This is a genomic window from Demequina sediminis, assembly GCF_039545075.1.
In the GTDB taxonomy this organism is placed as follows: Bacteria; Actinomycetota; Actinomycetes; order Actinomycetales; family Demequinaceae; genus Demequina; species Demequina sediminis.
In genome coordinates this window covers 256,759-280,424 of the sequence record NZ_BAABRR010000001.1, presented here as the reverse complement: position 1 = coordinate 280,424, position 23,666 = coordinate 256,759, and the positions used below count along the sequence as shown (strand labels likewise).

Here is a 23,666-nt window from a genome sequence, read left to right as displayed (position 1 = left end):
CGGCGCCTCGCGCCCTCAACTCAAACTGCGTCGCGTCTTACACGGCCCACCCCGTGGCCCACTCCACATACCACGACGAGATCGCTGGCCCCCAGAGGACGGCGATCCAGAATGCCGTGATGATTGCTGGTCCATAGGCCAACCTGACGCCGCGCACACCGCCCGCCCTGACGCCAGCGGCGATCGCGAGCAGGCCACCGACGAACGGACCTAGGAACGCGCCCACGGCGAGCGCCCCCCAACCGAGGTACCCCAGGATGGCACCGATCGGCACGGCCAACTTGACGTCGCCGAAGCCGAGGCCCTTGGGGTACACGAACCACAGCACAAAGTAGAAACCCCCGAGCGCAAGCGCACCGAGTCCGGCTCGCCCCAGTGACGCCCACGCTCCGGATAGTGCGGCGTCGGCGACCAGCAACAGCACCGCCGCGCCGGCCAGGGTGAAGACAAGCGCGTCGGGCAAGCGGTGATGCTCCAGGTCGATCGCGGTCAACGCCACTGTGAGGAGGGCGCTGAGCGCGAGCAACCACGTGACCGCACCCGAACCGAACTGCCAGGCGACGAGGCCGAAGAGGACGCCCACGGTGAGCTCAACAAGAGGGTAACGAGCGGAGATTGGCTCCTTGCAGTGTCGGCACCGTCGGCGTAGCACCAACCAGGAGAGCACCGGGATGTTGTCATACCACGCGATGTCATGCCGACACGTGGGACATCGGCTGGAGCCCCGCACCCAGCCTTCGCCTGAGGGTACGCGGGCAATGAGCACATTCGCGAAGGACCCGCACAACAGGCCCAGCGCGACGGCGGCCAGGATCACCACTCAGGACACCTCGCGCTTGTAAACCACCGAAACGTCGTAGCCGGTCACGGTGCTCATACCAGCCGCAAGGTCGTACCCGGGAATACCGACGTATGAATACTCAAGGCTGAACGCGTTCTTCGGGCTCACGCTGCACCCGTACCACTGCCCGCGCGTGCCCTCATGCGGGTTGAGCGAGATAGCACCCGGAGAGTACGCGAAGATCGACGCTGGCGCCGTCACCAGGAAGTCGGTCGAGTTGGAGTCCATCCCGCCCTTGCTGCAGTCATTGGGGGTCGTGGTTGACGCATACTCGTACGGCACGATGAGCCAGATCTTGTAGTCCCCGGACGCTGTCACGTGAAACGTGGTCTTGACGCTCATCGAGCGCATGATGATCGCCACGTCACCGTTGAGGTTCGCGTAGAACTTCTGGACCTGCCAACCATTCGAGCACGACGTGAGGTCGTAGACCGTCTTCCCGGCAGGAAACTGCACGGGTGAACCGGACGACCCGGCGTCCATGTTCTTGCCGCAGGGGTTGGTTCCGAACAAGGTTTGCGCGTCCGAAGTCGACTTCACGGTGAAGTTCTGCGGCGAGGACGTCCACGTGGTCTTGTTGGGGCTCGGCTTCGACGTGTCCCAGTAGATCTTGGGAAGGCCGACGGGAGCGAAACTCGAGGGCACCGCAGCGGCCCCAAGCATAGGCTGGATACCGCCGAGCGCCGTGAGGTTTGCCGGCGTTGCACCCGCCAGCTTCGCGGCTCCCTTGATGGTGAACGGCGTGCCAATACTCGTCGCGCCGCCCACCGCCAAGTTCCCGGACCCAGTCATCGAGGTGCCCGAGGCATTTCCCGCGACCGTGAAGTCCTTCTTCACCAGCACATCACCGTCGATCGAGCAACCCTTGCCAATATTGAGGCTCCCGGCTGCCACGAAGACAGAACCATACAGGTTCGCGCCCGTACCACCCGCGCCACAATCCCAATTGCCGTTGTCGACCCAAATATCGGCACTCTCTCCGAGATCAGACCGAGTGATCTCCAACTTGTTGCTCGGAGTGAAACCATTCGCGGAGAAGATCGCTGCGTTGGCTCCCACGGACTTCACCGGATTAAGCAGCACCTTTGCCTGCATCTTCCGGACAGGGGCGACACCCTGTTGCGGCGCAGTGCCGGATGAAGTGGCAGTGATCACGGCTGTCGCGGGTGTACCAGACAGGACGCCAGCATTGCACGTCAGTTTCACGCCAGTCGCGTCCCAGTACTCCACACCAACGGCAGTTGACGTTGCCTGAGCGCCAGTGCCGTCGGTTGTAGTTGACATGCACGGCGTGCTGCTCTGGAGGGTCACCATGGTGGCGTCGACCGCGCCCTCGGCAGTGTGGATCTCCGTGGTGCGGACACGATCGCGACCCGAGTCATTCACGGCAACGATGGTGGCAGTGACGACCACCCCCGCCACCACCATCGCGATCAACGCGATACCCATTGCCATGACGAGGGCGACGCCCTCATCCGTGTGGAAACGTGCTCGAGAGACCATCTCTACCTCCTACGGTGCCGGAACCGCGCTGCAGAACGTTGACGAGTAACCGAATATCGTGTTGCGACCGGTAACTACCGATGTCAGCACTTGGGACTTCGCATCCGATCGTGCCTGCGGATCCCCCATCCTCAACGTAATGCGTACATTCTTCGCGTCAGACGTGCCAGTGTTGGGAGTATCAACCCAGAAGGGCGGCCACGTGGTGGGATCGCCGGAATCAATCACCGAACCCATCGCCCGCTCGACGTTTGACGCCACTCGGGTCCATGAAGTGACGGTGGCAACGTCTGCCGGATCCCATTCGCGGTACTCAAGCTGACCGAAACGGGCCGTGCTGCTAGCGAAGTTCACGCGCCACTGCACGCAACTGTCGAGCCCGCCCTCCTGGGTATAAATGCGCAGTGAATAGTACTCGGGGACGCCAGCCGTCGTATCCGACGCCGGATCCATGATGAGATTGCCCGACCGGATCTGCCGATCAATCTGCGAGAGCCCTAGCCGCGCCTGTTCTACGGCCCGCTGCCGCCCAAGGTTGTCCTGTGCCTGTTCGCTCATGCGGATCATGAGACCGGTAAGCAGAGCCATGAGAATCGAAAAGATCGTCATGGCGATCAGCAGCTCAACGAGAGTGAAACCCTTGTCTGCACGCGCCACCCGCAAGCGTTCACGCATTCGGGGCCTCCTTGAACAACGCCGCCGCCTGAGAACCGTTGATGGTCGTCGCGACCGCGATCCGCCACGGCGCGAAAGTCGAACCGCCGGCGGGTGCGACATGGTACTCAGTGACGACGCTCACATAGCCATTGGTCGCAGTGACCGAGCAGCCCTCTACACCCTTGCAGGCCGTCGACGACTTGACTGATGCGGATGACCCCGTGACCTGGAGCCGCGCGGTCGCCGTGATCACCGCAGCGCCGGTGGTCCACGTCACCGCCGGGACGTCTGCCGTAAATGCGCTGCTCGCGGTGATAGCGACCGGAGACGAGTAGCCCGTGCCGTTCCAGTAGGTAACCGAAGCGGACCGGCTAAAGGCAGGAGCCGTCGACGCAAACCCGACGCCGCGCTGCACGCTGACCGCGTCCGAGTAGCCGGAGATCACTACGAGCCCGTTCGCGGCGTTCGCATCCCACTCAGTACCTGTCTGAACATCGCCAATGACCACCGAGCCGAAGGTCTGCTGCGCGCCCGCCGACGCGCAACCCGACCCACTCAACGTCTGGCAACCAACACTCGCGTTACCCGCCACGGTCAGGAATCGCCCGGCCCACGCGTGATTAACCGACGTGGTGGGCGATGCCTTCACTCCTGCGAGAAGTAGTTCCTCACCAGAGACGCTCAGCGTCATCTGGCCGGTGCCACTCGCATTTGCGCTGAGGCCCGCGTGTGCGCAGGGCGCTCCGGCCGCGATCGCGCTAGCCAAACCGGTGCTGCACGACTGCGTCGTGGTGGCCGCCAGGGAGGCCAACCTGCTCTCGTCCGAGCGCGCCGCCAACGAGAACACTCCGCCTGCGATAGAACCGACGCTCGACGCACCGGCGCCCGAGACGCCGACGGGGTTCGCGGGCGCGGCGCCCGTGGTCGTGTCATTCGAAGCGCGAAGACTGTACTGCGTGAAGCCCTTGCTCCACCCCTGCGCGGCAGGTTCCGTTGTCGGATCGGAATCATCCCATTCCACACCGCCGAACGGGGCGAAAGCCGAGGCATTCGACACCTGCTGGCTGGAGACACGGGCCGCTGCACCTGCAGTCGACATGTGCATGGAGTAGTAGCTTGAACCGGGGAGAACCGGCGACTCGCCAAGCCCGTCATCGGTGCTAGCAGTAACGGAGACGTCCACGCGCGATGCGGATGCCGTAGCCTCGAACGAAGCCTGACACGCGGCGAGGAAGGGCGCGGTCTCCGTGCTCCCGCACGTCGAACCAGTGGGCGCATACGCTGTCGAGGTCAGCACCGTGCGTTGGGTGGAACCGTCCGATGGCTTGGTCCACGTGGCGACCACGATGAGGCCCACCGCGTCGGTGGCTCCGGCGCCGGAGACTGTGGTCGTATACGATCTCAACTCGATCGAAGTTCCATTGCCGGAACCGGACGTAAGCGTCTGCTTATTGGAGCCGGAGGCATCGAACAGCGGTGGCCACGGCTTGGCAAGGTCCGTAGCGGTGGTGCCCATCTTCAACGTGTACGGCGTGCCGGTGACGGTGAGTGTGCTCCCCGATACGTACGAGTCACCACCAGCGGCGGTGACAAAACCCGAGTAGAGACCCTTGCGCAGGTAATTCCATGGCATTGCACGGAGCTGCTCCATGGCCTGATTCGCAGCGGCCGTGGCCTGCTGGCGAGCTTGGCTTTCGGCGTTCGTGGTCAGGGCCTTGGCCTGCACAAAGACGATCGAGAGCATCACGATGGCAAGCACGAACATCGCCACGATCACCTCGACCAACGTGAACCCGCCATCACGTTGACCCAGGACACGGTGCCGACTCATCGCTCGCATCGCTGTCTCCCCAACATTCGTGTACCGCAAGGTCTCGACCCGGTTGGGTTCCTGTGGACGGGCAAGCGACCGAGCCACAGGAACCCAACGTTGATCGGAATAGATCAGCAAGTACCCTCTTCGAGGCCGCCAGCGGCCGAGTACTTGTAGCCGACAACCGCCTTGTCGCCCAAGGCGTTGGTCACGTCGACGCACCAGGTGGTGGACGTGCCGCCACCCTCGAGGCCGTCCGCGCCGAGTGCAACATTCTTCGACGCATTGCCAATCTTATTCGCCGTAGCTGCGGCAGCGGTGGCGCCAAGGCCGTAGAAGCCACCGGTGGCGGCCGACTGGTTGACCACCGGCGCGGTCGTGTTGTCCACGTACCAGGTTGCGATCTCCTTGCCGAGCGTCGAGACATCGGCCTTCGCGGCGGAGTCCTCCGCCTTCTTGCGCTGGTTGAGGAACAGCGGGATTGCGATCGCGGCGAGGATGCCGATGATGATCATGACGACGAGGAGCTCGATAAGGGTGAAACCCTTGTCGTCCTTCTCCTCGATGCTCTTGCGAATGCGAGCCATCGCAGTCATTGTCTTCTCCTGATCAGTTTCAGTTTCTATGTGTTGATGAGGACCCTTGCGGGCCCCTCCTCCGCAGCACACCCTCAGGTGCGCCGCGGCGAAGTCTTATGCGACGAGGTCGAAGACCCCGAAGATGGGCATATACAGACCGATGACCATAAAGCCGACGATTCCGCCGAGCACCGCGATCATGATGGGCTCGATGAGAGAGGTGAGCGCCTCCGTGGTCGCCTCGACCTCTTGGTCATAGAAGTCGGCGATCTTGTCGAGCATGTCGTCGAGCGCTCCGGTGTCCTCGCCGACCGCCATCATTTGGACCACCATGGGCGGGAAGACCGGGTGCTCCGCGAGCGGCTTCGCGAGTGAGTTACCTGTGCGCACGGATTCACGCACCGCTTTGGCCGCGCGCTCGATCACGATGTTGCCGCTCGCCTCACCGACGATGTCGAGCGCTTGGAGAATCGGCACTCCCGACCTAAGCATCGACGCGAGGTTGCGTGTGAAGCGCGCGACCGCGATCTTTTGGGTGAGACCACCGAAGACCGGAACCTTCAGGTAGAACGGTTCGACCTTCTCGCGGAACCCCTCCTTATAGCGATTCTTCCTGTAGAGCCACGCGCCAACGAAGATCGCGATGACCAAGGGGATGATGAGCACCTTGAGCGCGTCGGACATCCACACGAGGATCTGCGTCAGGAACGGCAGCTCGCCGCCCAGGTCGCTGAACATGGTCGCGAACACGGGCACGATGAACAGCAACATGCCGGTCACCGCAAGGATTGCGATGACAAACACGACGATCGGGTACGTCATCGCGGACTTCACCTTGCCGCGGAGCGCCACTTCGGATTCAAAATTCTGCGCGACCGACAGCAGGACCTGGTCTAGGAAGCCGCCGACCTCGCCGGCGCGCACCATGTTGACCATGAGCGGCGGGAATGTGTCATGCTTGCCGAGCGCCTGCGAGAAAGATGAGCCGGCCTCGACATCCGCGCGGACCTCGTGAACGATCTTGGCGAGCGCCTTGTTTTCAGTCTGCTCCGCGAGGATGGACAGCGCGCGCAGGAGCGACAGACCCGCGGCGATCATGGTCGCGAGCTGACGCGACAGGATTGCGATGTCCTTGAGCTTGATCCGATCCGTCAGGCCCGGGATCTTGATCTCGGACTGCAGCCCGCCGGTCTTGACCTCGGTGATGGCGACCGTGGTCAGCCCCATCTCCTTGAGGCGTCCGGCGACGGCAGCTTCCGACGGGGCCTCGATGGTGCCCTTCTGGATCTTGCCCTGGGCGTCACGAACCTCGTAGTTGTACTTCTTGACGGTGGCGGTGGAGGTTGCCATCACTAAACCTCCGCCCCGGCCAGCGAGCCACGACCGCACAGGCGGTTGAAGTCCTCGAGGTGATGGCACATCTCGGCGCCCGTGTCGTAGGAGATGCGGCCCTGCTTCACCAGGGACGCGAGGTGCTGGTCCATGGTCTGCATGCCCTGCTTCGAGCCCGCCTGGAGCATCGAGTAGATCTGGTGCGTCTTGCCCTCGCGGATGAGGTTGCGGATAGCCGGCGTCGCGACCATGACCTCGACCGCGACGGCACGGCCCGGGCCGTCCGAGCGCTTGCACAGCGCCTGGCACATCACGCCCTGGATCGCAGTGCCGAGCTGCGTGCGCACCTGCGCCTGCTGCTCCGCCGGGAACACGTCGATGATGCGGTCGATGGTCTGCGCCGTGTCCTGCGTGTGCAGCGTCGCAAACACCAGGTGGCCAGTTTCGGCGGCGGTCAGCGCCACCTGGATGGTCTCCAGGTCACGCATCTCGCCCACGAGGATGACGTCGGGGTCCTGGCGCAGCACGTGCTTGAGCGCGTTCTTGAAGGACAGCGTGTCCGCGCCGACCTCGCGCTGGTTGACCAGCGACTTCTTGTGCTTGTGCAGGAACTCAATCGGGTCCTCGACCGTCATGATGTGGTCCGCGCGCTGGCGGTTCACGAGGTCGATGAGCGACGCGAGCGTGGTCGACTTGCCGGAACCCGTGGGCCCCGTCACCAGCACCAGTCCGCGCGGCTTGGACGCGAACTCCGCGACGGCCGGCGGGATGCCCAGGGCCTCGAGCGGCTTGATCTCATACGGGATCACACGGAACGCGGCGCCCACCGACGAGCGCTGCATGTAGAGGTTGACGCGGAAGCGCGCCTCCCCCACCAGGGCGTACGAAAAGTCGAGTTCAAGGTGCTCCTCGAACGTCTCGCGCTGCTTCTGCGTGAGGATCGAGTACATGGTGCGCTGCAAGCCCTCGGGGTTGAGCTTGCTGAACCCCTCAAGCGGCTGAAGCTCGCCGTCGAGACGCACCATGGGCGGTGCGCCCGTGGTGACGTGGAGGTCGGAGGCGCCCAACTTCATCATCTGGCGTAGCGCCACGTTGATGTCGAGGTCGTTCTCGTCGCGGTCGAGCGTCATGCCCACGCGCTTGCCCACCGGCTGCGCCTTCGGACCCGGCGCGGCCTGCGCCGCCGCGGGTGTGGGAGGGGCCTTCGGCTCCTCCTTCACGGGGGCAGGCTCGGGTGCCGGCATAAAGGCGCCCTGCTGCTGTGCGGCGGCGGCGAAGGCGGCGGCCGCATCGACGGGCGGTACGGGCGCCTGCATCGCGGTAGGCGCGGCTGGAGCCGATACAACGGGCGACGATGCGGCGGGAACCTGCTGCGCTCCGACGGGCGCGTCAGGCTGGCCAGTGTACGGGCGGCGCTCCTCGAGGAACGGCGCGCGCCGCGTGTTCTGGGGACCAGCGTGGTGCAACGACGGAGCCGCGGGCGCAGTGGGCAGCGGCGCCTCGGGCGACTGGGGAGCGAACACCGGATTGCCCGCCTGCGGTGCCACTGGGGGCACTGGAGCGGCAGCAACCGGAGCAACCGGCTGGGGGTCGACGGGAGGCGTCGTGGGCGCGGGCGGCTGAGCGGCGACCGGGCGCTGAGGCGCGGCGCCACCCTGCGGCGCGAACCATGCGCCGTTCCCAGGCTGGAACTCCGAAGTCATGCGTCCTCCCCCGAAATGCGCGCCTTTTATGCGCATTCCCTCAAACTATCGGCGTGAATCTACCATTCTAAGACATTCCCTATTTCACGACTCGCAGCAGCTCCTCCACGGAGGTGAGTCCGTCGCGGACCTTCGCCCAACCGTCCTCGATGAGCGTCTGCATGCCGGCCGCACGGGCCACGCGGCCGATGTCGGCGGACGAGGCGCGAGCGACCGCAAGCCGCTCGAGCTCTTCGTTTACCGGCATGATCTCATGGAGCGCGAGGCGCCCCCGGTAGCCAGTGCGGGAGCACCGCGCGCAGCCTGCGGGCCGGAACAGTTCGGGAAGTTCCTCGCCTGCCTGCCATCCGAAGCGCTCGAGCTCGTAGCCCGTCGGCGAGTACGTCTCCTTGCAGTGCGGGCAGAGCCGGCGCGCGAGGCGCTGCGCAATCACACAGTCGACCGCGGACCCGACGAGGAACGGCTCGATGCCCATCTCGGTCAGTCGCGTGATCGCGCTCGGCGCGTCGTTGGTGTGCAGCGTCGACAGCACCAGGTGACCGGTGAGCGCCGCCTCGATCGCGATCTGAGCGGTCTCGCCGTCACGGATCTCACCGAGCAGCACCACGTCAGGGTCGGAGCGCAGAATCGAGCGCAAAGCGCCGGCGAACGTCAGGCCAGCCTTGACGTTGACCTGCACCTGGTTGATCCCCGGAATCCGGTACTCGACTGGGTCCTCGACGGTGATGACGTTGATCTCGGGACGCGACACCTGGTTGAGCGTCGCGTACAGCGTGGTGGACTTTCCAGAGCCGGTAGGGCCCGTCACCAGGATCATCCCGTAAGGCTTGGTGTACGACTGCTGGTAAAGATCGAGATTGTGCTGGCGAATGCCAAGCTCTTCGAGGTCGAGCGTCGCCGTCGAGTTGTCGAGGATACGCATGACGACCTTTTCGCCCCACACCGTGGGGAGCGTCGCGACGCGCAGGTCGATCTTGCGGCCCTGGTGGTTGACGGAGAGGCGTCCGTCCTGCGGCTTGCGCCGCTCGGCGATGTCGATGTCGGACATGATCTTGATGCGCGAGATCACGCCGTTCTGGGTCGACTTGGGGGCCGCGTTCATCTCGTGCAGCACGCCGTCGATTCGATAGCGGACCCTGAGGTCTTTCTCCCCCGGCTCGAGGTGAATGTCGGACGCACGGTCCTGGATCGCCTGCGTGATGAGCAGGTTGACGAACCTCACGATCGGCGCATCGTCTTCGATGACGTCGCCGATCTGCGAGAGGTCGACCTCCTCCTGCTCGTCGAGCGCGCCCTGAAGGTCCTTCATCTCCGCGTCGGAGCGGCAGTACCGGTCGATCGCCTGCATGAGGTCGTCGTGCGCCGCCACCACGGGGATGACGGTCCTGTGGGTGATCTGTCGAATGTCGTCGACCGCCACCACGTTGCCCGGGTTGGACATCGCGACCTTGAGGCGCTCGCCCTCGAAGCCGATCGGCAGCGCCGCGTGGCGCCGGCAGACGGTGTCGGGGATGAGCGCGACAGCCGCGCGATCCACGGGGTACTCGGCGAGTTCCACGAACTCCATACCCACCTGAGAAGCGAGCGCACGCACCAACTGACCCTCGGAGATGTACCCCATCTCCACCAGGGTCCGCCCGAGCGACTGCCCCCGAGCCTGCTGCTCGTCGATCGCGTCGACCAGCTGCTCCTCGGTGAGCACGCCCTCCTCGAGCAGGATGCTTCCTAGCTGCTTCATTCGCGCTCCCTCATGCGCCAGAACCATTAGCGCCGAACCTACCATCGGCAGCGCTCAGGCCCACCTGAAGTGTTACCTATTCAACATTCCACGCAGAGCGGCATCCATCACGCCAATCGGTGCAGAACGCCCCGTCATGAGTCGTACCTGCTCAGCAGCCTGATGAAGCAACATGCGCTCCCCGCCGATGCGCGTCCCACCCAGGCGGGCCCACGCGCCTCCCAGCGGGGTCACCAAGGGGTCGTAGACCGCGTCGAGCAGCGCCGCCCCCGCACGCACCAAGGTGAGGGTCCCCGCGACCTCCGCACCGGCATCGGCCGGAACGGTGGACACCACCACGTCGACTCCCTCCGCAAGCAACGGCACCTCATCGAAGCCCACCAACCGCGGACGCAGTCCCATGCGACTCGCGGCGCGCACCAGTCCTCCGGCGCGTCCGCGCGCGCGCACCGCGACCAGCAGGGCCTCGACGCCAAGCGCTCCCAGCGCGGCCATCGCGGACGTCGCCGTCGCTCCCCCGCCCAGGATCATGCCCGACCGGGCCGACTCGACGCCCGCCTCGCGGAAGGCCTCCTGGATGCCCCACACGTCGGTGTTGGCACCAGTGAGCTGGCGCACGCCGCCGATGTCCTGGATGAGCACCGTGTTCACCGCGCCCACCAGCTTGGCCATCGACTCGACGTAGTGCATGAGCGGCACGGCCTCGACCTTGAGCGGCATCGTCAACGACAGCCCCGCCCAGGCGGCGTCGAGGCCCCCGAGAAAGGCGGCTAGCCCTCCCGCGGGCACGTCGTACGCGCCGTACTCCCAGTCCAGTCCCAGCGCGTCGTAGGCGGCGCGGTGCAGCACCGGGGAGAGCGAGTGCCCGATGGGGTGACCCAGGACGCCCGCGCGGCGGACGGCGCTCACTCCGCGTCGGACTCGGTCTGGTTGGCGGCGACCCACGCGCGCAGGGTCTCGACGTTCGCGAGGTGGTCCGAGTACTCGGTCGCGTACAGCGTCTCGCCCGTGTCGAGGTTGACCGTCACGAAGAACAGGTAGTCGGTCTCCGCCGGCGACAGCGCCGCCTTGATCGACGCCTCTCCCGGTGCCGCGATCGGGCCAGGGGGAAGGCCCACATTCGCGTACGTGTTGTACGGAGAGTCGATCGCGCGCTCGTCGTCCGAGGTGAAGACCCCCTCTGACGGGGACAGGTACTTGACGGTCGAGTCGAGCTCGAGCTTCATGTCGATGTCGAGGCGGTTGTAGATCACCGAAGAGATGAGCGCACGGTCGTCGTCGAGGCGCGCCTCGCGCTCGATGAGCGACGCGACGGTGAGGATGCGCACACGGTCCTCAGGTGCCACACCATTCCTGTCGAGGATGGTCACCGTCTGGGCGATCATTTTGGTCAGGATCTCCTGCGGGGTCACGCCGGGGTTGAACTCGTAGGTCGACGGGAACAGCCAGCCCTCGAGATTGCCGCCCGCCTCCTCGGGGAGGCCGAGCGCCTCGGTGTTCTCCGCGGCCGCCTGCACCTCCTCCTTGGTGGTGCCGGTGAGGTTCGCGATCGCCTGGAAGTAGTGGTCGAGTGTCCTGCCCTCGGGGATGGTGATCGCGCGTACGTCGCGGTTCGCGGGGTCGAGCAGCGCCTCCAGTGCGTACTCGGCCTTCATCTCCTTGTGCATGAAGTAGTAGCCGGGGGTGATCGACGCGGACTCCGCGTTGTCATTCGCGGCGATGATGAAGGCCTGCGTCGATGCGATCACGCCCGCGTCGTAGAGCGTCGCTGCGATGTCCGCCCCGGTGGCACCGCTCTCGATGACCACCTGGACGTTGCCCTGACCGGGGCCGTCGTAGTCCGCGATCTCGGTGGTGGTCGACTCGAAGCCCTGGAGGAAGTTCACCGCGATCGAGCCGCCGATCGCGAACAACACCACCGCGACGGCGGTCACGATCAGCGTGAGCCGCCTGCGCGCCGCGCGTCGCTTGCTGCGCTGAAGGCGCCGCAGGTCGAGAGACGTGGTGGTCGTGGCCTCAGCCTCGAAAAGGTCAGTCATCATTCCCCTTGCGCGGAACCTCGATGGTCACCGCATCGAGATTACCGTTCCTGTCAACGTCGAGGGCGTTCTCGAGAATCACCACGGCGGCCGCCTGGTCGATCACCTGCCGCTGTCGCTTCGCGCTGCGGCCGGCGCTGCGCATCGCCTGGGATGCGGTGGCCGTCGAAAATCGCTCGTCGATCAAACGAACCGACGCCTCGGTGAGTTCCGCGAGGGCCGCAGCGAACCCGCGCGCGTCCTGAGCGCTCGCGCCCTCGGCGCCGGCGAGGGTGCGCGGCAGCCCGACGAAGACGCGGACCGCCCCGCGCTCCGCGGCGATTGCGGCCACGGCCGCGACGTCGCCCTTGCCCCGCTGCACCGTGTCGACGGGAAACGCCATGAGCCCGTCAGGGTCGGACGCCGCTACGCCCACGCGGACGGTGCCCACGTCGACGGCGAGACGCACTCCCCTATCCACGCGCCGCCCTAGGCACGTGAGGCCACCGTTGCCTGCACGGCCTCGAGCGCGTCGGGGATGCGCGCGGCATCCTGACCGCCGCCCTGCGCGAGGTCCGGCTTGCCGCCGCCCCCGCCGCCCAGGATGGACGATGCCGTGCGCACCAGGTCTCCCGCCTTCAGGCCGGCGTCGCGCGCGGGTCCGTTGGTCGCGATCACGATCTGCGGCCGGCCGCCGAACTCGCCCGCGATCGCCACCACCGCAGGTGTCGACTCGCCGAGACGAGCACGCACGTCCGTCACGAGCGTCCGGAGGTCGTCCCCGTCCCCCGCCTCGTGAGACGCATGGGTCACGACGCGCACGCCGTTGACCGTCACCGCGTGGTCGACCAGACCGGCGGCCGCCTGCTGCATGGCCTGCTGACGATAGCCCGCGAGCTGGCGCTCGGCCTCGGCGAGACGCTCGAGTACCTTCTCGACCCGCCCCTTGAGCTCGCCGGGCTGCACCTTAAGTGTGGTCGTGAGTTCGGAGACCAGCGCGCGCTCGGCGGCGAGCTTCTGGAAGGCCTCGATGCCCACCATCGCCTCGATGCGACGCGAGCCCGAGCCCACCGAGGACTCGCCCGTGAGCGCGACGAGTCCGACCTGGCTCGAGTGATCCACGTGCGTGCCACCGCACAGCTCGCGCGACCACGGACCGCCGATCTGAATGACGCGCACCGTCTCGTCGTACGTCTCGCCGAACAGCGCGACGGCGCCCCACTCCTTGGCCTCGGGCAGGGTCATGTACTGCGCGGACACGTCGAGATCGCGACGGATCGCGCGGTTGGTGACCTCTTCGATCTCGGACCGCGTCGCCGCGGACAGCGCGGAGTTCCACGCGAAGTCGAGGCGAAGGTAGCCCGGCTTGTTGTACGAGCCCGACTGCAGCGCATCGGGGCCGAGGACCTCGCGCAGCGCCGCATGCACCAGGTGCGTGCCCGAGTGCGCCTGACGCGCGCCAAGCCGCCACTCCGTGTCGACCTCGGCGGAGACCTCGTCGCCCACGGCGATCTCGCCCTCGATCACCGTCACGGTGTGCACCACCAGTCCCTTGACGGGCTTCTGGACGTCGACCACCTCGAGCGTGCCGCGCGCGGACCGGATGATGCCCGAGTCGGCCTCCTGGCCGCCCGACTCCGCGTAGAACGGCGTCTGCGGGAGGATGACCTCGACGGTTTCGCCCGTCAGGGCGACGGGTACGCCCACCCCGTCGCGCACGATTGCCTGAATCTCGGTGGCGGTGACGAGCTCCTCATAGCCACGGAACTCCGTCGCGCGCGTCTCCTTGATCCCGTTGTAGACGCTGACGTCGGCGTGGCCGCCCTTCTTGGCCTTGGCATCGGCGCGGGCGCGCTCACGCTGCTCCTTCATGAGCTCACGGAACTTTGCCTCGTCGACCTGGATGCCCTGTTCGGCCGCCATCTCGAGGGTGATGTCGATCGGGAAGCCGTAGGTGTCGTGCAGCGTGAACGCGTCGGAGCCGGACAGCGCGGGGGTGCCGGATTGCTTCGCCTTGTCGACCGCGAGGTCGAAGATGGTCGTGCCCTGCGCGAGCGTGCGCCGGAACGCGTCCTCCTCGGTGTACGCGACGGACTCGATGCGCGAGCGACCGGTCTCGAGCTCGGGGTAGGCGCTGGCCATCGCGTCGATCGACACGGGCAGCAACTCGGGCAGCGAGCGGTCCTCGACACCCAGCAGGCGCATGGCGCGCACCGAGCGGCGAATGAGGCGGCGCAGCACATAGCCACGGCCCTCGTTGCCAGGCGTGACGCCGTCGCCGATCAGCATGAGCGACGAGCGCACATGGTCCGCGATGACGCGCATGCGGACATCGTCCGTCTCGTTGTCGCCATACGTCTTACCCGACAGCTCCTGCGCCTTCGCAATCACCGGGAAGACCTGGTCGATCTCGTACATATTCGACACGCCCTGCTTGAGGTACGCGAGGCGCTCCAGACCCGCACCGGTGTCGATCGCCTTCTGGTCGAGCTCGCGGATCAGCGGGTAGTCCTTGCCGGAGCCCTCTCCTCGCAGGAACTGGTCGAAGACAAGGTTCCACACCTCGAGGTAGCGGTCGCCGCCGGGGTCCACGGTGCCGCCCACGGCCTCGGGACCAAACTCGGGCCCGCGGTCGTAGTGCCACTCCGCGCAGGGACCCGCGGGACCGGGCTGGCCCGTGTCCCAGAAGTTCTCTTCGCGCGTGAGTCGCACGATGCGCGACGGGTCGACGCCCACGTTGACGAGGTGCGACAGCGCCTCCTCGTCCTCGTTCCAGATGGTCACCCAAAAACGCTCCGGGTCGAAGCCCAGATTGCCCTCCGACTCGGGTCCCGTGAGGAACTCCCACGCGAAGTCGATCGCGCCTTCCTTGAAGTAGTCCCCGAACGAGAAGTTGCCGAGCATCTGGAAGAAGGTGCCGTGGCGCGTGGTCTTTCCCACCTCCTCGATGTCCTTGGTGCGAATGCACTTCTGGACAGAGGCGATGCGCGGGTGCGGCGCGGTGTCCGTGCCGATGATGTACGGGATGAAGGGGACCATGCCCGCGACCGTGAAGAGCAGCGACGGATCCGGCGACACGAGCGACGCGCTCGGCGCGATGTGGTGGTCGCGCTTGGCAAAGAAGTCGACCCATCGCGTGGCGATCTCGGAAGTCTGCATGGCTCTCCTACGTGTCCTTACCTGTCATCCGGCGTGGGGCGGGACCTGCCCGGCGCCTGCATCGTACAGAAAGGGCCGCGGCGCACCGCCCCTCAGGGGCGCCGCGCCGCGGCCTCTCAGTGTGTGGCTCGTCGAAGCCTCACGGGTGCGACTAGCGCGCGTAGTACTCGACGACCAGCTGCACGTCGCAGGTCACGGGGACCTCGGCGCGCTTGGGACGGCGGACCAGGCGGGCGCTGAGCTTCTCGAGCGTGACGTCGAGGTACTCGGGCACCTGCGGGAGCACGTCACGGTGCGCGCCGGCGGCGGCGGCCATGTAGGGCTCGAGGGTGACGGCCTTGGGCTTGACCTGGATGGTCTGGCCCGGCTTCACGCGGAACGAGGGACGGTCGACGATCTTGCCATCCACGAGGATGTGGCGGTGCAGGACCGACTGACGCGCCTGGAGGATGGTGCGGGCAAAGCCGGCACGCAGCACCAGGGCGTCGAGACGCATCTCGAGCAGCTCGACGAAGGCCTCACCGGTCAGGCCGGACTCCTTCTTCGCCTCGGCGTAGGTCGAGGTCATCTGCTTCTCGCGGAGGCCGTACTGGGCGCGAAGACGCTGCTTCTCGCGCAGACGAACCGCGTAGTCGCTTTCCTTGCGGCGGGCGGTACGGCCGTGCTCGCCGGGCGGGTAGGGACGCTTCTCGAAGTGCTTGACGGCCTTCGGAGTCAGCGCGATCCCGAGGCTGCGCGACAGGCGGACCTGGCGGCGTGCCTTCTGTACTGAGGTCATGATGTCCTTAATAACTTCCCGGGCGCGCGGATGCGCCGGGAAATAATCGATGTGCTGAGTGCTGGAGTTCGCGGGGCAGCAGCCAACCGTCCGCGAGGGCTCGAATAGTGTAGCAAAGCGGGTGGGGGCCGCACACCCCGCGACACGCGCGGAACTCTCGACGGACCCTAGTCCCTGCCGAGCATGCGGCGAATCGTCGTGAGCCGCTCGCTCAGGGTGCGTTCGAAGCCGTGCTCGGTGGGCTCGTAGTAGCGCGCGCCCTCGAGCGCCTCGGGCAGGTACTCCTGCGCGGCGACCCCGTGGGGAGCATCGTGCGCGTAGCGATAGCCCTGGCCATGGCCGATGCGCTCGGCTCCCGCGTAGTGCGCGTCCCTGAGGTGGTCGGGGACCACGCCGGCGCGGCCGGCACGCACGTCGGCGATGGCCTTGTCGATCGCGACGTACGCGCGGTTCGACTTGGGAGCGCTCGCCAGATACGCGGTCGCCTCCGCGAGCACGATGCGCCCCTCGGGCATCCCGATGAAGCTCACCGCCTCGGCGGCCGCCTGCGCGATCACCAGACCCTGAGGGTCGGCAAGGCCGATGTCCTCGGCGGCGAGGATCACGAGCCTGCGCGCGATGAACCGCGGGTCCTCCCCCGCGACGACCATGCGCGCCAAGTAGTGCAGCGCCGCGTCGACGTCCGACCCGCGCACCGACTTGATGAATGCGCTGATGACGTCGTAGTGCTGGTCGCCCGACTTGTCGTACGCGACCAGGGCGGCATCCATGGTCGCCTCGGTCAGCGCGGCCGTGATGAGCCCGCCCTCCGAGGACTGCAGCGCGGACTGAGCGACCGACTCGAGCAGGGTGAGCGCCTTGCGGGCGTCGGCCCCCGCGACACGCAGGATGTGGTCGCGCGCACCGTCCTCGAGGGTCACCGTGCCACCGAGACCGCGCTCCTCCACGATCGCGCGGTCCACCACCTCTCCCACATCCGTGGCCGCGAGCGGCTGCAGCGTGAGCAGCAGCGAACGGGACAGGAGCGGCCCCACGACCGAGAACGACGGATTCTCCGTGGTCGCGCCGATGAGCGTGACCCAGCGGTTCTCCACCGCGGGCAGCAACGCGTCCTGCTGCGAACGCGTAAAGCGGTGGATCTCATCCACGAACAGCACTGTCTCGCGCTCTCCAGTCGCGATCCGCCGCTTCGAGTCGTCGATCACGGCGCGCACGTCCTTGACTCCCGCGGTAACGGCCGACAGCTCGACGAACCTCCTGTTGCCCGCGACCAGGTACGCCAACGTGGTCTTGCCCGTGCCGGGCGGTCCCCACAGGATCACCGAGGTTGCGGGTGCCGCCTCGCCAATGAGCCGCCGCAGCGGCGAGCCCTCCGCGAGCAGGTGTGCCTGCCCCACGACCTCATCAAGGGTGCGCGGTCGCATGCGCACCGCAAGCGGCGCGTTGCCGAGCGCCTCCGGCACGCCGGTGGCGTCCATGCGCGCGGAGTCGAACAGATCCATGGGTTCAGCGTAGGCGCAGGGTCTGACAGCACACGCCGCGCCGGCCGCTGCTAGTACCCGTTGACTCGGGCGAACTCGTCCGGGTTGAACACCCCATACATGTCGACGATTCGCCTCTCCCTGACGAAGACGCCGCGCGTCGGGTCACCCGTGCCGTCAGAGGTGTTGCCCTCGACCAGGATCACGTTGCTGCCGACCACCCGGTCAACGATGCCCGCGTGAGTGGGCCCCGTATACGGCGGCCAGTCGACCAACACCACGTGGCCCGGCTTGAGATCCGCCGCGGTCACCGTGCGATCGACGATGCCCGACGCGAGTGCCTCGCGCGCCCAGTCCGAATACAGCAGCTCGAACGGCACGCCCTGCTTGAAGCCCGACTTGTCGAACACCCACATGACGAACACCATGCACCACGGGTTGCGACCGCCCGCCCAGTCGTTGAACTTGTTGTCGTTGTACGACACGGCGCGATAGCCGACCTGGGAGTGCGCGGTGCGCAACACCGCGGCGGCGTCGAACGGCCTCACGACGTTCATGTGCATGGCGGGGGCCCACGCGAGTCGATCGCGGAATCGCACCTGCCACCAGTCGCCGCGAATGACGCCGGTGAACTCGCCACGCTCGCCGCGGCGGATCTTCATCAGGACCGTGTCGTTGTTCGACGGGCCGTCGCGAAACCACAACTCGTCAACCTTGATGCCCACGCGAGTCACCGTGAAGGACGGCTCGGTCGTGCGCAAGTACTCCGAGGGCGCCCATCCCTTGACGCCGCCCATTTCCACGCGCTGCCATCCATGCTCGCGTGCGCCATCGAAGGTTCCGCTCGCGTTCCTCCGTGCAGACACCACGACGGCCGAGTTCCAGGTGGGCTGCGCCCGCAGATGAAGGGTCGATGCGGTGACCCATACCGTGGCGCGAGGCGCCAGCACCGGTGCATGGGCGGTCACGGGCTCCGCGCCGTGCTCGAGCCGGTAGAGGAATGCAGCCATTGCGTCGCGGGTGATGGTCTGGAGCGGCTTGTAGACCCGCCCGCGCCAGTTCACCCACCCCTGCGAGATGCCCTGGGTCGCGAGCCACTCGATCGCGTCGGCATGCTCGGGGGACTCGTCCGAGTCGACATAGACCTGCTCACCCGACGGCGCGGAGCCCCCCTCGAAGCGGTAGAGGAACGAGGCCATGGCGTCGCGAGTGATCGCCCGCGTGGGCTTGAAGGTGCCGTCGGACCAGCCGCCCGCAATGCCCTGAGCCGCGGCCCACTCGATTTGGACGTAGAAGTCGGACGTCTCGGGGGTGACGTCGGAGAAGGTCGGCTCGCTGGGAGCCTCAAACTCGGGCGAGCCGGCGTAGCGGTAGAGGAACGCGGCCATGGCGTCGCGCGTGACGCGACCGAATGGCCTGTACTCGCGTCCCGCCGTCGTGGCGTAGCCAAGCGAGATGCCCGTCTCGCCCATCCAGGCGATCTCATCGGTAAACTCCGGCGAGCGATCCACGTCGACGAACTCGACGGGGGCCTCGACGGCCTCCTCGGCGGCCGCGGCGGGCACGGCGATCACGGCGGTGAGTGCGCCGGAGACGAGCAGCGCCGCGACACGGACGAGTCGGCGGTGGATGTGGACGGTCTCAGACATCGACCGGCTCCGTTCTCCGCCCGTCTCAGGGCGGCGCTCAGGACGCGACCCTCCCCGCGACCGTTGGACCTGGCGGCTTCCCAGCGCGGCCACAGTATCAAACTGATTCCGCGCCGGGCCGCAGCCCACCGTGAGACTCCGCGCCACCGTGGCGCCCCGCATCGTCCCCGCTGCCCCCGTGGTCCCGCGCGTCTAGCCTGGTGACCATGGGAATCTTCACCCGGCTGGGTCATGCCATCGCACGCGCGCCGCGGCTGGTCGTGATTCTCGCCACACTCGCCACGATCTGCCTTTACGCGCTCGCGACCGTGGGCGTCAACGGAGAGGGACTCTTCCAGCGGGTCACCACCGGGCCGCCGCTCGTGGACGGCTCGCAGTCGTGGGAGGTGACGCAGGCCCAGGAACGCACCGCTGACCCCGCGGTCGGGCCTCGCCTCGCGTCGTATGTCCGGGACGCACGCCCGGACGATGCCGGGGTTCAGGCGGCCATGGAGGCCGCCCTCGCGCGCATCGCCGAGGTCGACCACGTGGCGTCGGTGGCCACGCCCTTCGCCGGCCCGCCCGAGGCGCGCGCGGCGCTCGTCGACGCCACGGGCACCGGCTTCCTGGTCGACGTGGCGTTCGCCGACCCGGGCGACGACGCACTCGCGCTCCACGAGGAGGTCGCGGCGATCATGGCTGGCGCCGTCGCGGACATGCGCGCGAGTCAGCCGGAGGCGACCGTGCTGACGTTCTCGGGCCCGCTCGTGTTCGACGACTTCACTCATCAGCTCGAGCGAGACCTCGTCACGGGCGAGCTCATCGCGCTGCCCGCGGCGCTCATCGTGATGGTGTTCGTGTTCGGCGGCTTTCTCGCCGCGGCGACACCGCTCACCGGTGCCATCGCCTCGATCGCGGGCGGCCTGGCGGTGCTGTACGGATTCTCCTACCTGCTGGATCTCGATCAGAGCGCCGTGAACGTCGTGACGGTGCTCGGCATCGGCCTGTCGATCGACTACGGGCTGCTGCTCGTGTCGCGGTTCCGCGAGGAGCTTCACCGGCTCGGAGGCGACCCGCGCGAGGCGCGTGACGAGGCACTCGTGCGCACCCTCTCCACCGCGGGCAGGACCGTCGCCTTCTCGGGCCTGATCGTGGCGGTCTCGGTGGGCGGCATGCTCGCCTTCTCCCCCGAGATGATCAGGGGCATCGGCGGCGCCGCGGTGGGTGTGGTCACCACCGCGATGGTCGCCGCGCTCACGGTCGTGCCCGCCGTGCTGTATCTGCTCGCGCCACGCATCGTGGGGGCGGGACTGCTCGCGCGGCTACCCGGGGTGCGGAGGGTCGTGTCCGTCACGTCCAATGTCGACCGCGAGGACGGCGCGTTCGCGCGTCTCGCCACGCGGGTCCAGCGCCACCCGTGGCTCGTGATGATCGGCGCCACGGCGCTGCTTCTGCTGCTGGCGTCGCCCGTGCTGGGACTCACGCTGCGCAACTCGGATATCGAGGCGCTGCCGGTCGGCAACGAACGGCGCGACTACGTCGTCGCATTCGAGGAGGGCTTCCCTCACCTCGTGGAGCCCGCCGTCACGGTGCACTCGCTCGAGTCGCCCGCTGCCCTCGCGGACTGGCTCACGGCGGTGGCCGAGCTCGGCGGGGTGGCGGGGGTCGAGGAGCCGGTGGTGCTCGAGGGCGAGACCTTCGTCGGCGTGCGCCTCGACACGACGGACGCGACCGGCCCCGAGGCCGCCTCGACCGTGCGTGAGATGCGCGAGTTGCCCGCCGACGTGACCATCAACGTGGGTGGTGCCGCCGCGACGCAGATCGACTTCATCGACGCGATCGCCGAGGGCGCCCTGGTGGCCGGGGCGCTCGTCGTCGTCGCGACCTTCGTGTTGCTGTTCCTCATGACGGGATCGCTGCTCGTCCCGGTCAAGACCCTCCTCATCAACGCGCTGTCCCTGCTCGCGACGCTGGGCGTGGTGACGTGGATCTTCGGGGAGGGCAATCTCGAGTCGCTGCTGGGCTTCACCTCGACGGGAGGCGTGGAGACGTATGTCGCGGTGATCATCGTGGCGTTCGGCTTTGGGCTCGCGATGGACTACGAGGTGTTCCTGCTCGCGCGCGTCAAGGAATACGTCGACGCAGGCGAGAGCAACGATGCCGCGGTCCGCAAGGGTCTGCAGCGGTCCGGTCGCATCATCACCTCGGCGGCCGCAGTCATCGTGCTGGTCTTCCTCGGCTTCGCGATGGGCGACCTGCTCATGATCAAGGAGGTGGGCGTCGGACTCGCGTTCGCGGTGCTGCTCGACGCGACCGTGGTGCGCTTGCTGCTCGTGCCCGCGACCATGACCCTTCTGGGGGACTGGAACTGGTGGGCACCCGGGCCCCTGCGCCGGCTCCACCAGCGCATCGGCCTCACGCACGAGTGACCGGCCGCCGGGCGCTTCCGCGCGACCTCAGCTGAGACCGGCGCCCACGTCCGTGAGGACGTCGAGCACCGCGCGCACCGCGTGTCGTTCCACCCGATCATGGCGACCGATCGCGACGATCGCGCGGGTCGCATGCACGCCCTCAAGCGGGAGGAGCCGGTAGGCCGGGGACCGCGGGGTCGAGAACCGGGGTAGCAGCGCGATCCCTAGCCCCTCGCCCACCAGGCTCTCGACCAGGCGGTTGTCCCGCACCTCGACGATACGGTCAAGAGTGACGCCGGTGACCGCCTCGATCGACTCGTGCACGGTCGCGAACGGGAAGCCTCGCGGCACCGCGATCCATCGCTCACGCGCGAGGTCCTCGGGCCGCACGCGCGGGCTGCTCGCGAGCCGATGCTCCGCGGGCACCGCGACGTCGATCGGCTCGCGCGCGATCACCACCGAGAACAGCCGCTCGGCGCCGGCGGGGACATCCGCGGCGAGGCTGTGCGCGATCACCAGGTCGTGATCGAGCGTCCTGTGCGCGTAGTCCGCCTCGGCGAGGTCGAAGTCCTCGACCTCGATGCGCAACTGCGAACCCACGAGTCTCGACATCAGCCCCGGCAGGAGCGCGGCGCCCGCGCTCGGAAGGGTGCCGATGCGCACGGTGCCGCGAGGCTCGCCGCGGCCTGCGTCGAGAGCGGACTGCACGCGTGCCAGCGCCGCGAGGACGTCGTCGGCGCCCGCGGCGAGGATCTCGCCCGCCCATGTCAGGCGAAGCCCCCGCGCGGCGGGTTCGACCAGCGCGACTCCCACCTCACGCTCGGCCGTCCTCAGCTGCTGGGACAGCGCCGACGGCGTGCGGTAGGTCGCGGCGGCCACCGCACCGAGAGTGCCGCGCTCCTTGAGGTCCCTCAGCAGTTCGAGATGACGCGCTTCCATGAAGGCATCCTAAACATCTGGGACACGAATGCTCGCTTGTCCTTCACCCGTGCGCGCTCGAGACTGGCCCCATGCCCGCCCGTCACGCCGCCCTCGCGGTGCTCGTCGCCGTCCTCTGGGGCGTCAACTTCCTCGCGATCCATGCGTCGCTCGCGCACTTCCCGCCCCTGTTCCTCGTGGCGCTGCGTTTCGCGCTCATCGCGGTGCCGACGATTCTGCTGGTGCCACGGCCGCGAGTGCCGGTGCGCTGGCTGCTCCTCTACGGCCTGGGCTTCGGCACGCTCCAGTTCCTCTTCCTGTATCTGGGCATGGCCGCGGGCTTCCCCACCGGCCTCGCCTCGCTCGTGCTGCAGGCCTCGGCGCCGTTCACTGTCGTGCTCGGCGCGGTGTTCTTGCGGGAGGGATGGGGCTTGGCTCGACTCGTCGGCGTCGCGGTGGCCACCGCGGGGCTCGCGGTGGTCGGGCTCAGCTACGGAGCGACGGCGCCGTTCGCACCGTTCGCCCTGGTACTCCTCGGGGCCCTCGGGTGGTCGCTCGGCAACCTCGCCTCGCGGCATGCCCGCGCGGAGCGCCCGCTCCACCTGGTGCTGTGGATGAGCGTCGTGCCGCCCCTACCCATGGTCGCGCTGTCGCTCGCCGTCGAGGGACCAGGGCGCGTGGGCGAGGCGCTGTCGACCTCGCTCACCGCCGAGGCCGTGCCCGCATGGATCGGACTCGCCTACACGGTGCTCCTCGGCACGCTCGCGGGCTCGGGCATCTGGGTGTGGCTCATGGCCCGCCACCCCGCGGGTGCCGTCGCCCCGTTCTCGATGCTCGTGCCCGTGGTCGGGCTCTTGACCGCATGGCTGGTGCTCGAAGAGACACCCGGGCTCGGCGAACTCGTGGGCGGCGCGCTCGTGATCGCGGGCGTCATCGCGGCGTCGCGGGCGGGGCGACCGTCACGTGCCGTCAGCATCGATGCGACCACCGGGCCCGCGCATCGTCCCCCCGCCAGCACGTCTGGCGAGGTCCTCAGTGCCCGAAACCGGTGATTCCGGGCACTGAGGACCTCATACGGCGCAGCACCTCATGCCGCGCAGCACCTCGT

At 67.5% G+C, this 23,666-nt stretch carries 18 protein-coding genes; 2 read left to right on the top strand and 16 right to left on the bottom strand.

What is annotated here, in order from left to right; genetic code table 11:
• Positions 1 to 37: 37 nt before the first annotated feature.
• The 15 genes from ABEA62_RS01370 to ABEA62_RS01300 all read right to left on the bottom strand — a co-directional run bounded on the left by ABEA62_RS01370 (position 38) and on the right by ABEA62_RS01300 (position 19,250).
• Entirely contained in the window at positions 38 to 817 is a 780-nt protein-coding gene (locus tag ABEA62_RS01370) for a prepilin peptidase (RefSeq protein WP_345378288.1), read from the bottom strand.
• A gap of 3 nt (positions 818 to 820) precedes the next feature.
• Positions 821 to 2,344 carry a hypothetical protein gene (locus ABEA62_RS01365; protein ID WP_286215916.1) on the bottom strand — a complete coding sequence of 508 codons (1,524 nt, stop codon included), beginning with the start codon at positions 2,342 to 2,344 and terminating at the stop codon, positions 821 to 823.
• Between the two features lie 9 nt (positions 2,345 to 2,353).
• Positions 2,354 to 3,019 carry a PilW family protein gene (locus ABEA62_RS01360; protein WP_286215915.1) on the bottom strand — a complete coding sequence of 222 codons (666 nt, stop codon included), beginning with the start codon at positions 3,017 to 3,019 and terminating at the stop codon, positions 2,354 to 2,356.
• Positions 3,012 to 4,832, bottom strand: coding sequence for a type IV pilus modification PilV family protein (locus tag ABEA62_RS01355; RefSeq protein WP_286216656.1), 1,821 nt, complete (start codon positions 4,830 to 4,832; stop codon positions 3,012 to 3,014). Before ABEA62_RS01355 ends, ABEA62_RS01360 begins: the two co-directional genes overlap by 8 nt.
• Positions 4,833 to 4,945: 113 nt before the next feature.
• Entirely contained in the window at positions 4,946 to 5,401 is a 456-nt protein-coding gene (locus ABEA62_RS01350) for a type II secretion system protein (protein ID WP_286215914.1), read from the bottom strand.
• Between the two features lie 105 nt (positions 5,402 to 5,506).
• Positions 5,507 to 6,742, bottom strand: a complete 1,236-nt coding sequence (locus ABEA62_RS01345) for a type II secretion system F family protein (protein WP_286215913.1) — start codon at positions 6,740 to 6,742, stop codon at positions 5,507 to 5,509.
• Between the two features lie 2 nt (positions 6,743 to 6,744).
• The gene (locus ABEA62_RS01340) at positions 6,745 to 8,427 is read right to left on the bottom strand and encodes a type IV pilus twitching motility protein PilT (protein ID WP_345378161.1); all 1,683 of its coding nucleotides are present in this window, start codon (positions 8,425 to 8,427) and stop codon (positions 6,745 to 6,747) included.
• Positions 8,428 to 8,506: 79 nt separating this feature from the next.
• On the bottom strand, positions 8,507 to 10,165 hold the full coding sequence (locus tag ABEA62_RS01335) for a GspE/PulE family protein (RefSeq protein WP_345378159.1): 1,659 nt from the start codon (positions 10,163 to 10,165) through the stop codon (positions 8,507 to 8,509).
• A gap of 72 nt (positions 10,166 to 10,237) precedes the next feature.
• On the bottom strand, positions 10,238 to 11,074 hold the full coding sequence (locus ABEA62_RS01330; protein WP_286215909.1) for a shikimate dehydrogenase: 837 nt from the start codon (positions 11,072 to 11,074) through the stop codon (positions 10,238 to 10,240).
• Entirely contained in the window at positions 11,071 to 12,204 is a 1,134-nt protein-coding gene (gene mltG / locus ABEA62_RS01325) for an endolytic transglycosylase MltG (RefSeq protein ID WP_345378156.1), read from the bottom strand. The genes ABEA62_RS01330 and mltG overlap by 4 nt, the downstream gene beginning before the upstream one ends.
• On the bottom strand, positions 12,197 to 12,652 hold the full coding sequence (ruvX, locus tag ABEA62_RS01320; RefSeq protein WP_286215908.1) for a Holliday junction resolvase RuvX: 456 nt from the start codon (positions 12,650 to 12,652) through the stop codon (positions 12,197 to 12,199). The genes mltG and ruvX overlap by 8 nt, the downstream gene beginning before the upstream one ends.
• A 20-nt stretch (positions 12,653 to 12,672) precedes the next feature.
• Entirely contained in the window at positions 12,673 to 15,342 is a 2,670-nt protein-coding gene (gene alaS / locus ABEA62_RS01315) for an alanine--tRNA ligase (protein WP_286215907.1), read from the bottom strand.
• A gap of 151 nt (positions 15,343 to 15,493) precedes the next feature.
• Positions 15,494 to 16,120, bottom strand: coding sequence for a 30S ribosomal protein S4 (rpsD, locus tag ABEA62_RS01310; protein WP_286215906.1), 627 nt, complete (start codon positions 16,118 to 16,120; stop codon positions 15,494 to 15,496).
• Positions 16,121 to 16,287: 167 nt separating this feature from the next.
• Complete coding sequence (locus ABEA62_RS01305) at positions 16,288 to 17,622, bottom strand: replication-associated recombination protein A (protein WP_286215905.1); 1,335 nt, start codon at positions 17,620 to 17,622, stop codon at positions 16,288 to 16,290.
• A gap of 50 nt (positions 17,623 to 17,672) precedes the next feature.
• Positions 17,673 to 19,250, bottom strand: coding sequence for an S-layer homology domain-containing protein (locus ABEA62_RS01300; RefSeq protein WP_345378152.1), 1,578 nt, complete (start codon positions 19,248 to 19,250; stop codon positions 17,673 to 17,675).
• 206 nt (positions 19,251 to 19,456) lie between these two features.
• On the opposite strand from ABEA62_RS01300, the gene ABEA62_RS01295 reads away from it, so the two are divergent.
• Positions 19,457 to 21,658: an MMPL family transporter gene (locus tag ABEA62_RS01295; RefSeq protein WP_286215903.1), complete on the top strand. Its 2,202-nt coding sequence runs from the start codon at positions 19,457 to 19,459 to the stop codon at positions 21,656 to 21,658.
• 27 nt (positions 21,659 to 21,685) lie between these two features.
• On the opposite strand, the gene ABEA62_RS01290 is transcribed toward ABEA62_RS01295, so the two are convergent.
• The gene (locus tag ABEA62_RS01290) at positions 21,686 to 22,579 is read right to left on the bottom strand and encodes a LysR family transcriptional regulator (protein ID WP_286215902.1); all 894 of its coding nucleotides are present in this window, start codon (positions 22,577 to 22,579) and stop codon (positions 21,686 to 21,688) included.
• Positions 22,580 to 22,650: 71 nt separating this feature from the next.
• Here ABEA62_RS01290 and ABEA62_RS01285 point away from each other — a divergent pair, with 71 nt between their 5' ends.
• Entirely contained in the window at positions 22,651 to 23,610 is a 960-nt protein-coding gene (locus tag ABEA62_RS01285) for an EamA family transporter (protein ID WP_286215901.1), read from the top strand.
• The last annotated feature ends 56 nt before the right edge of the window (positions 23,611 to 23,666 follow it).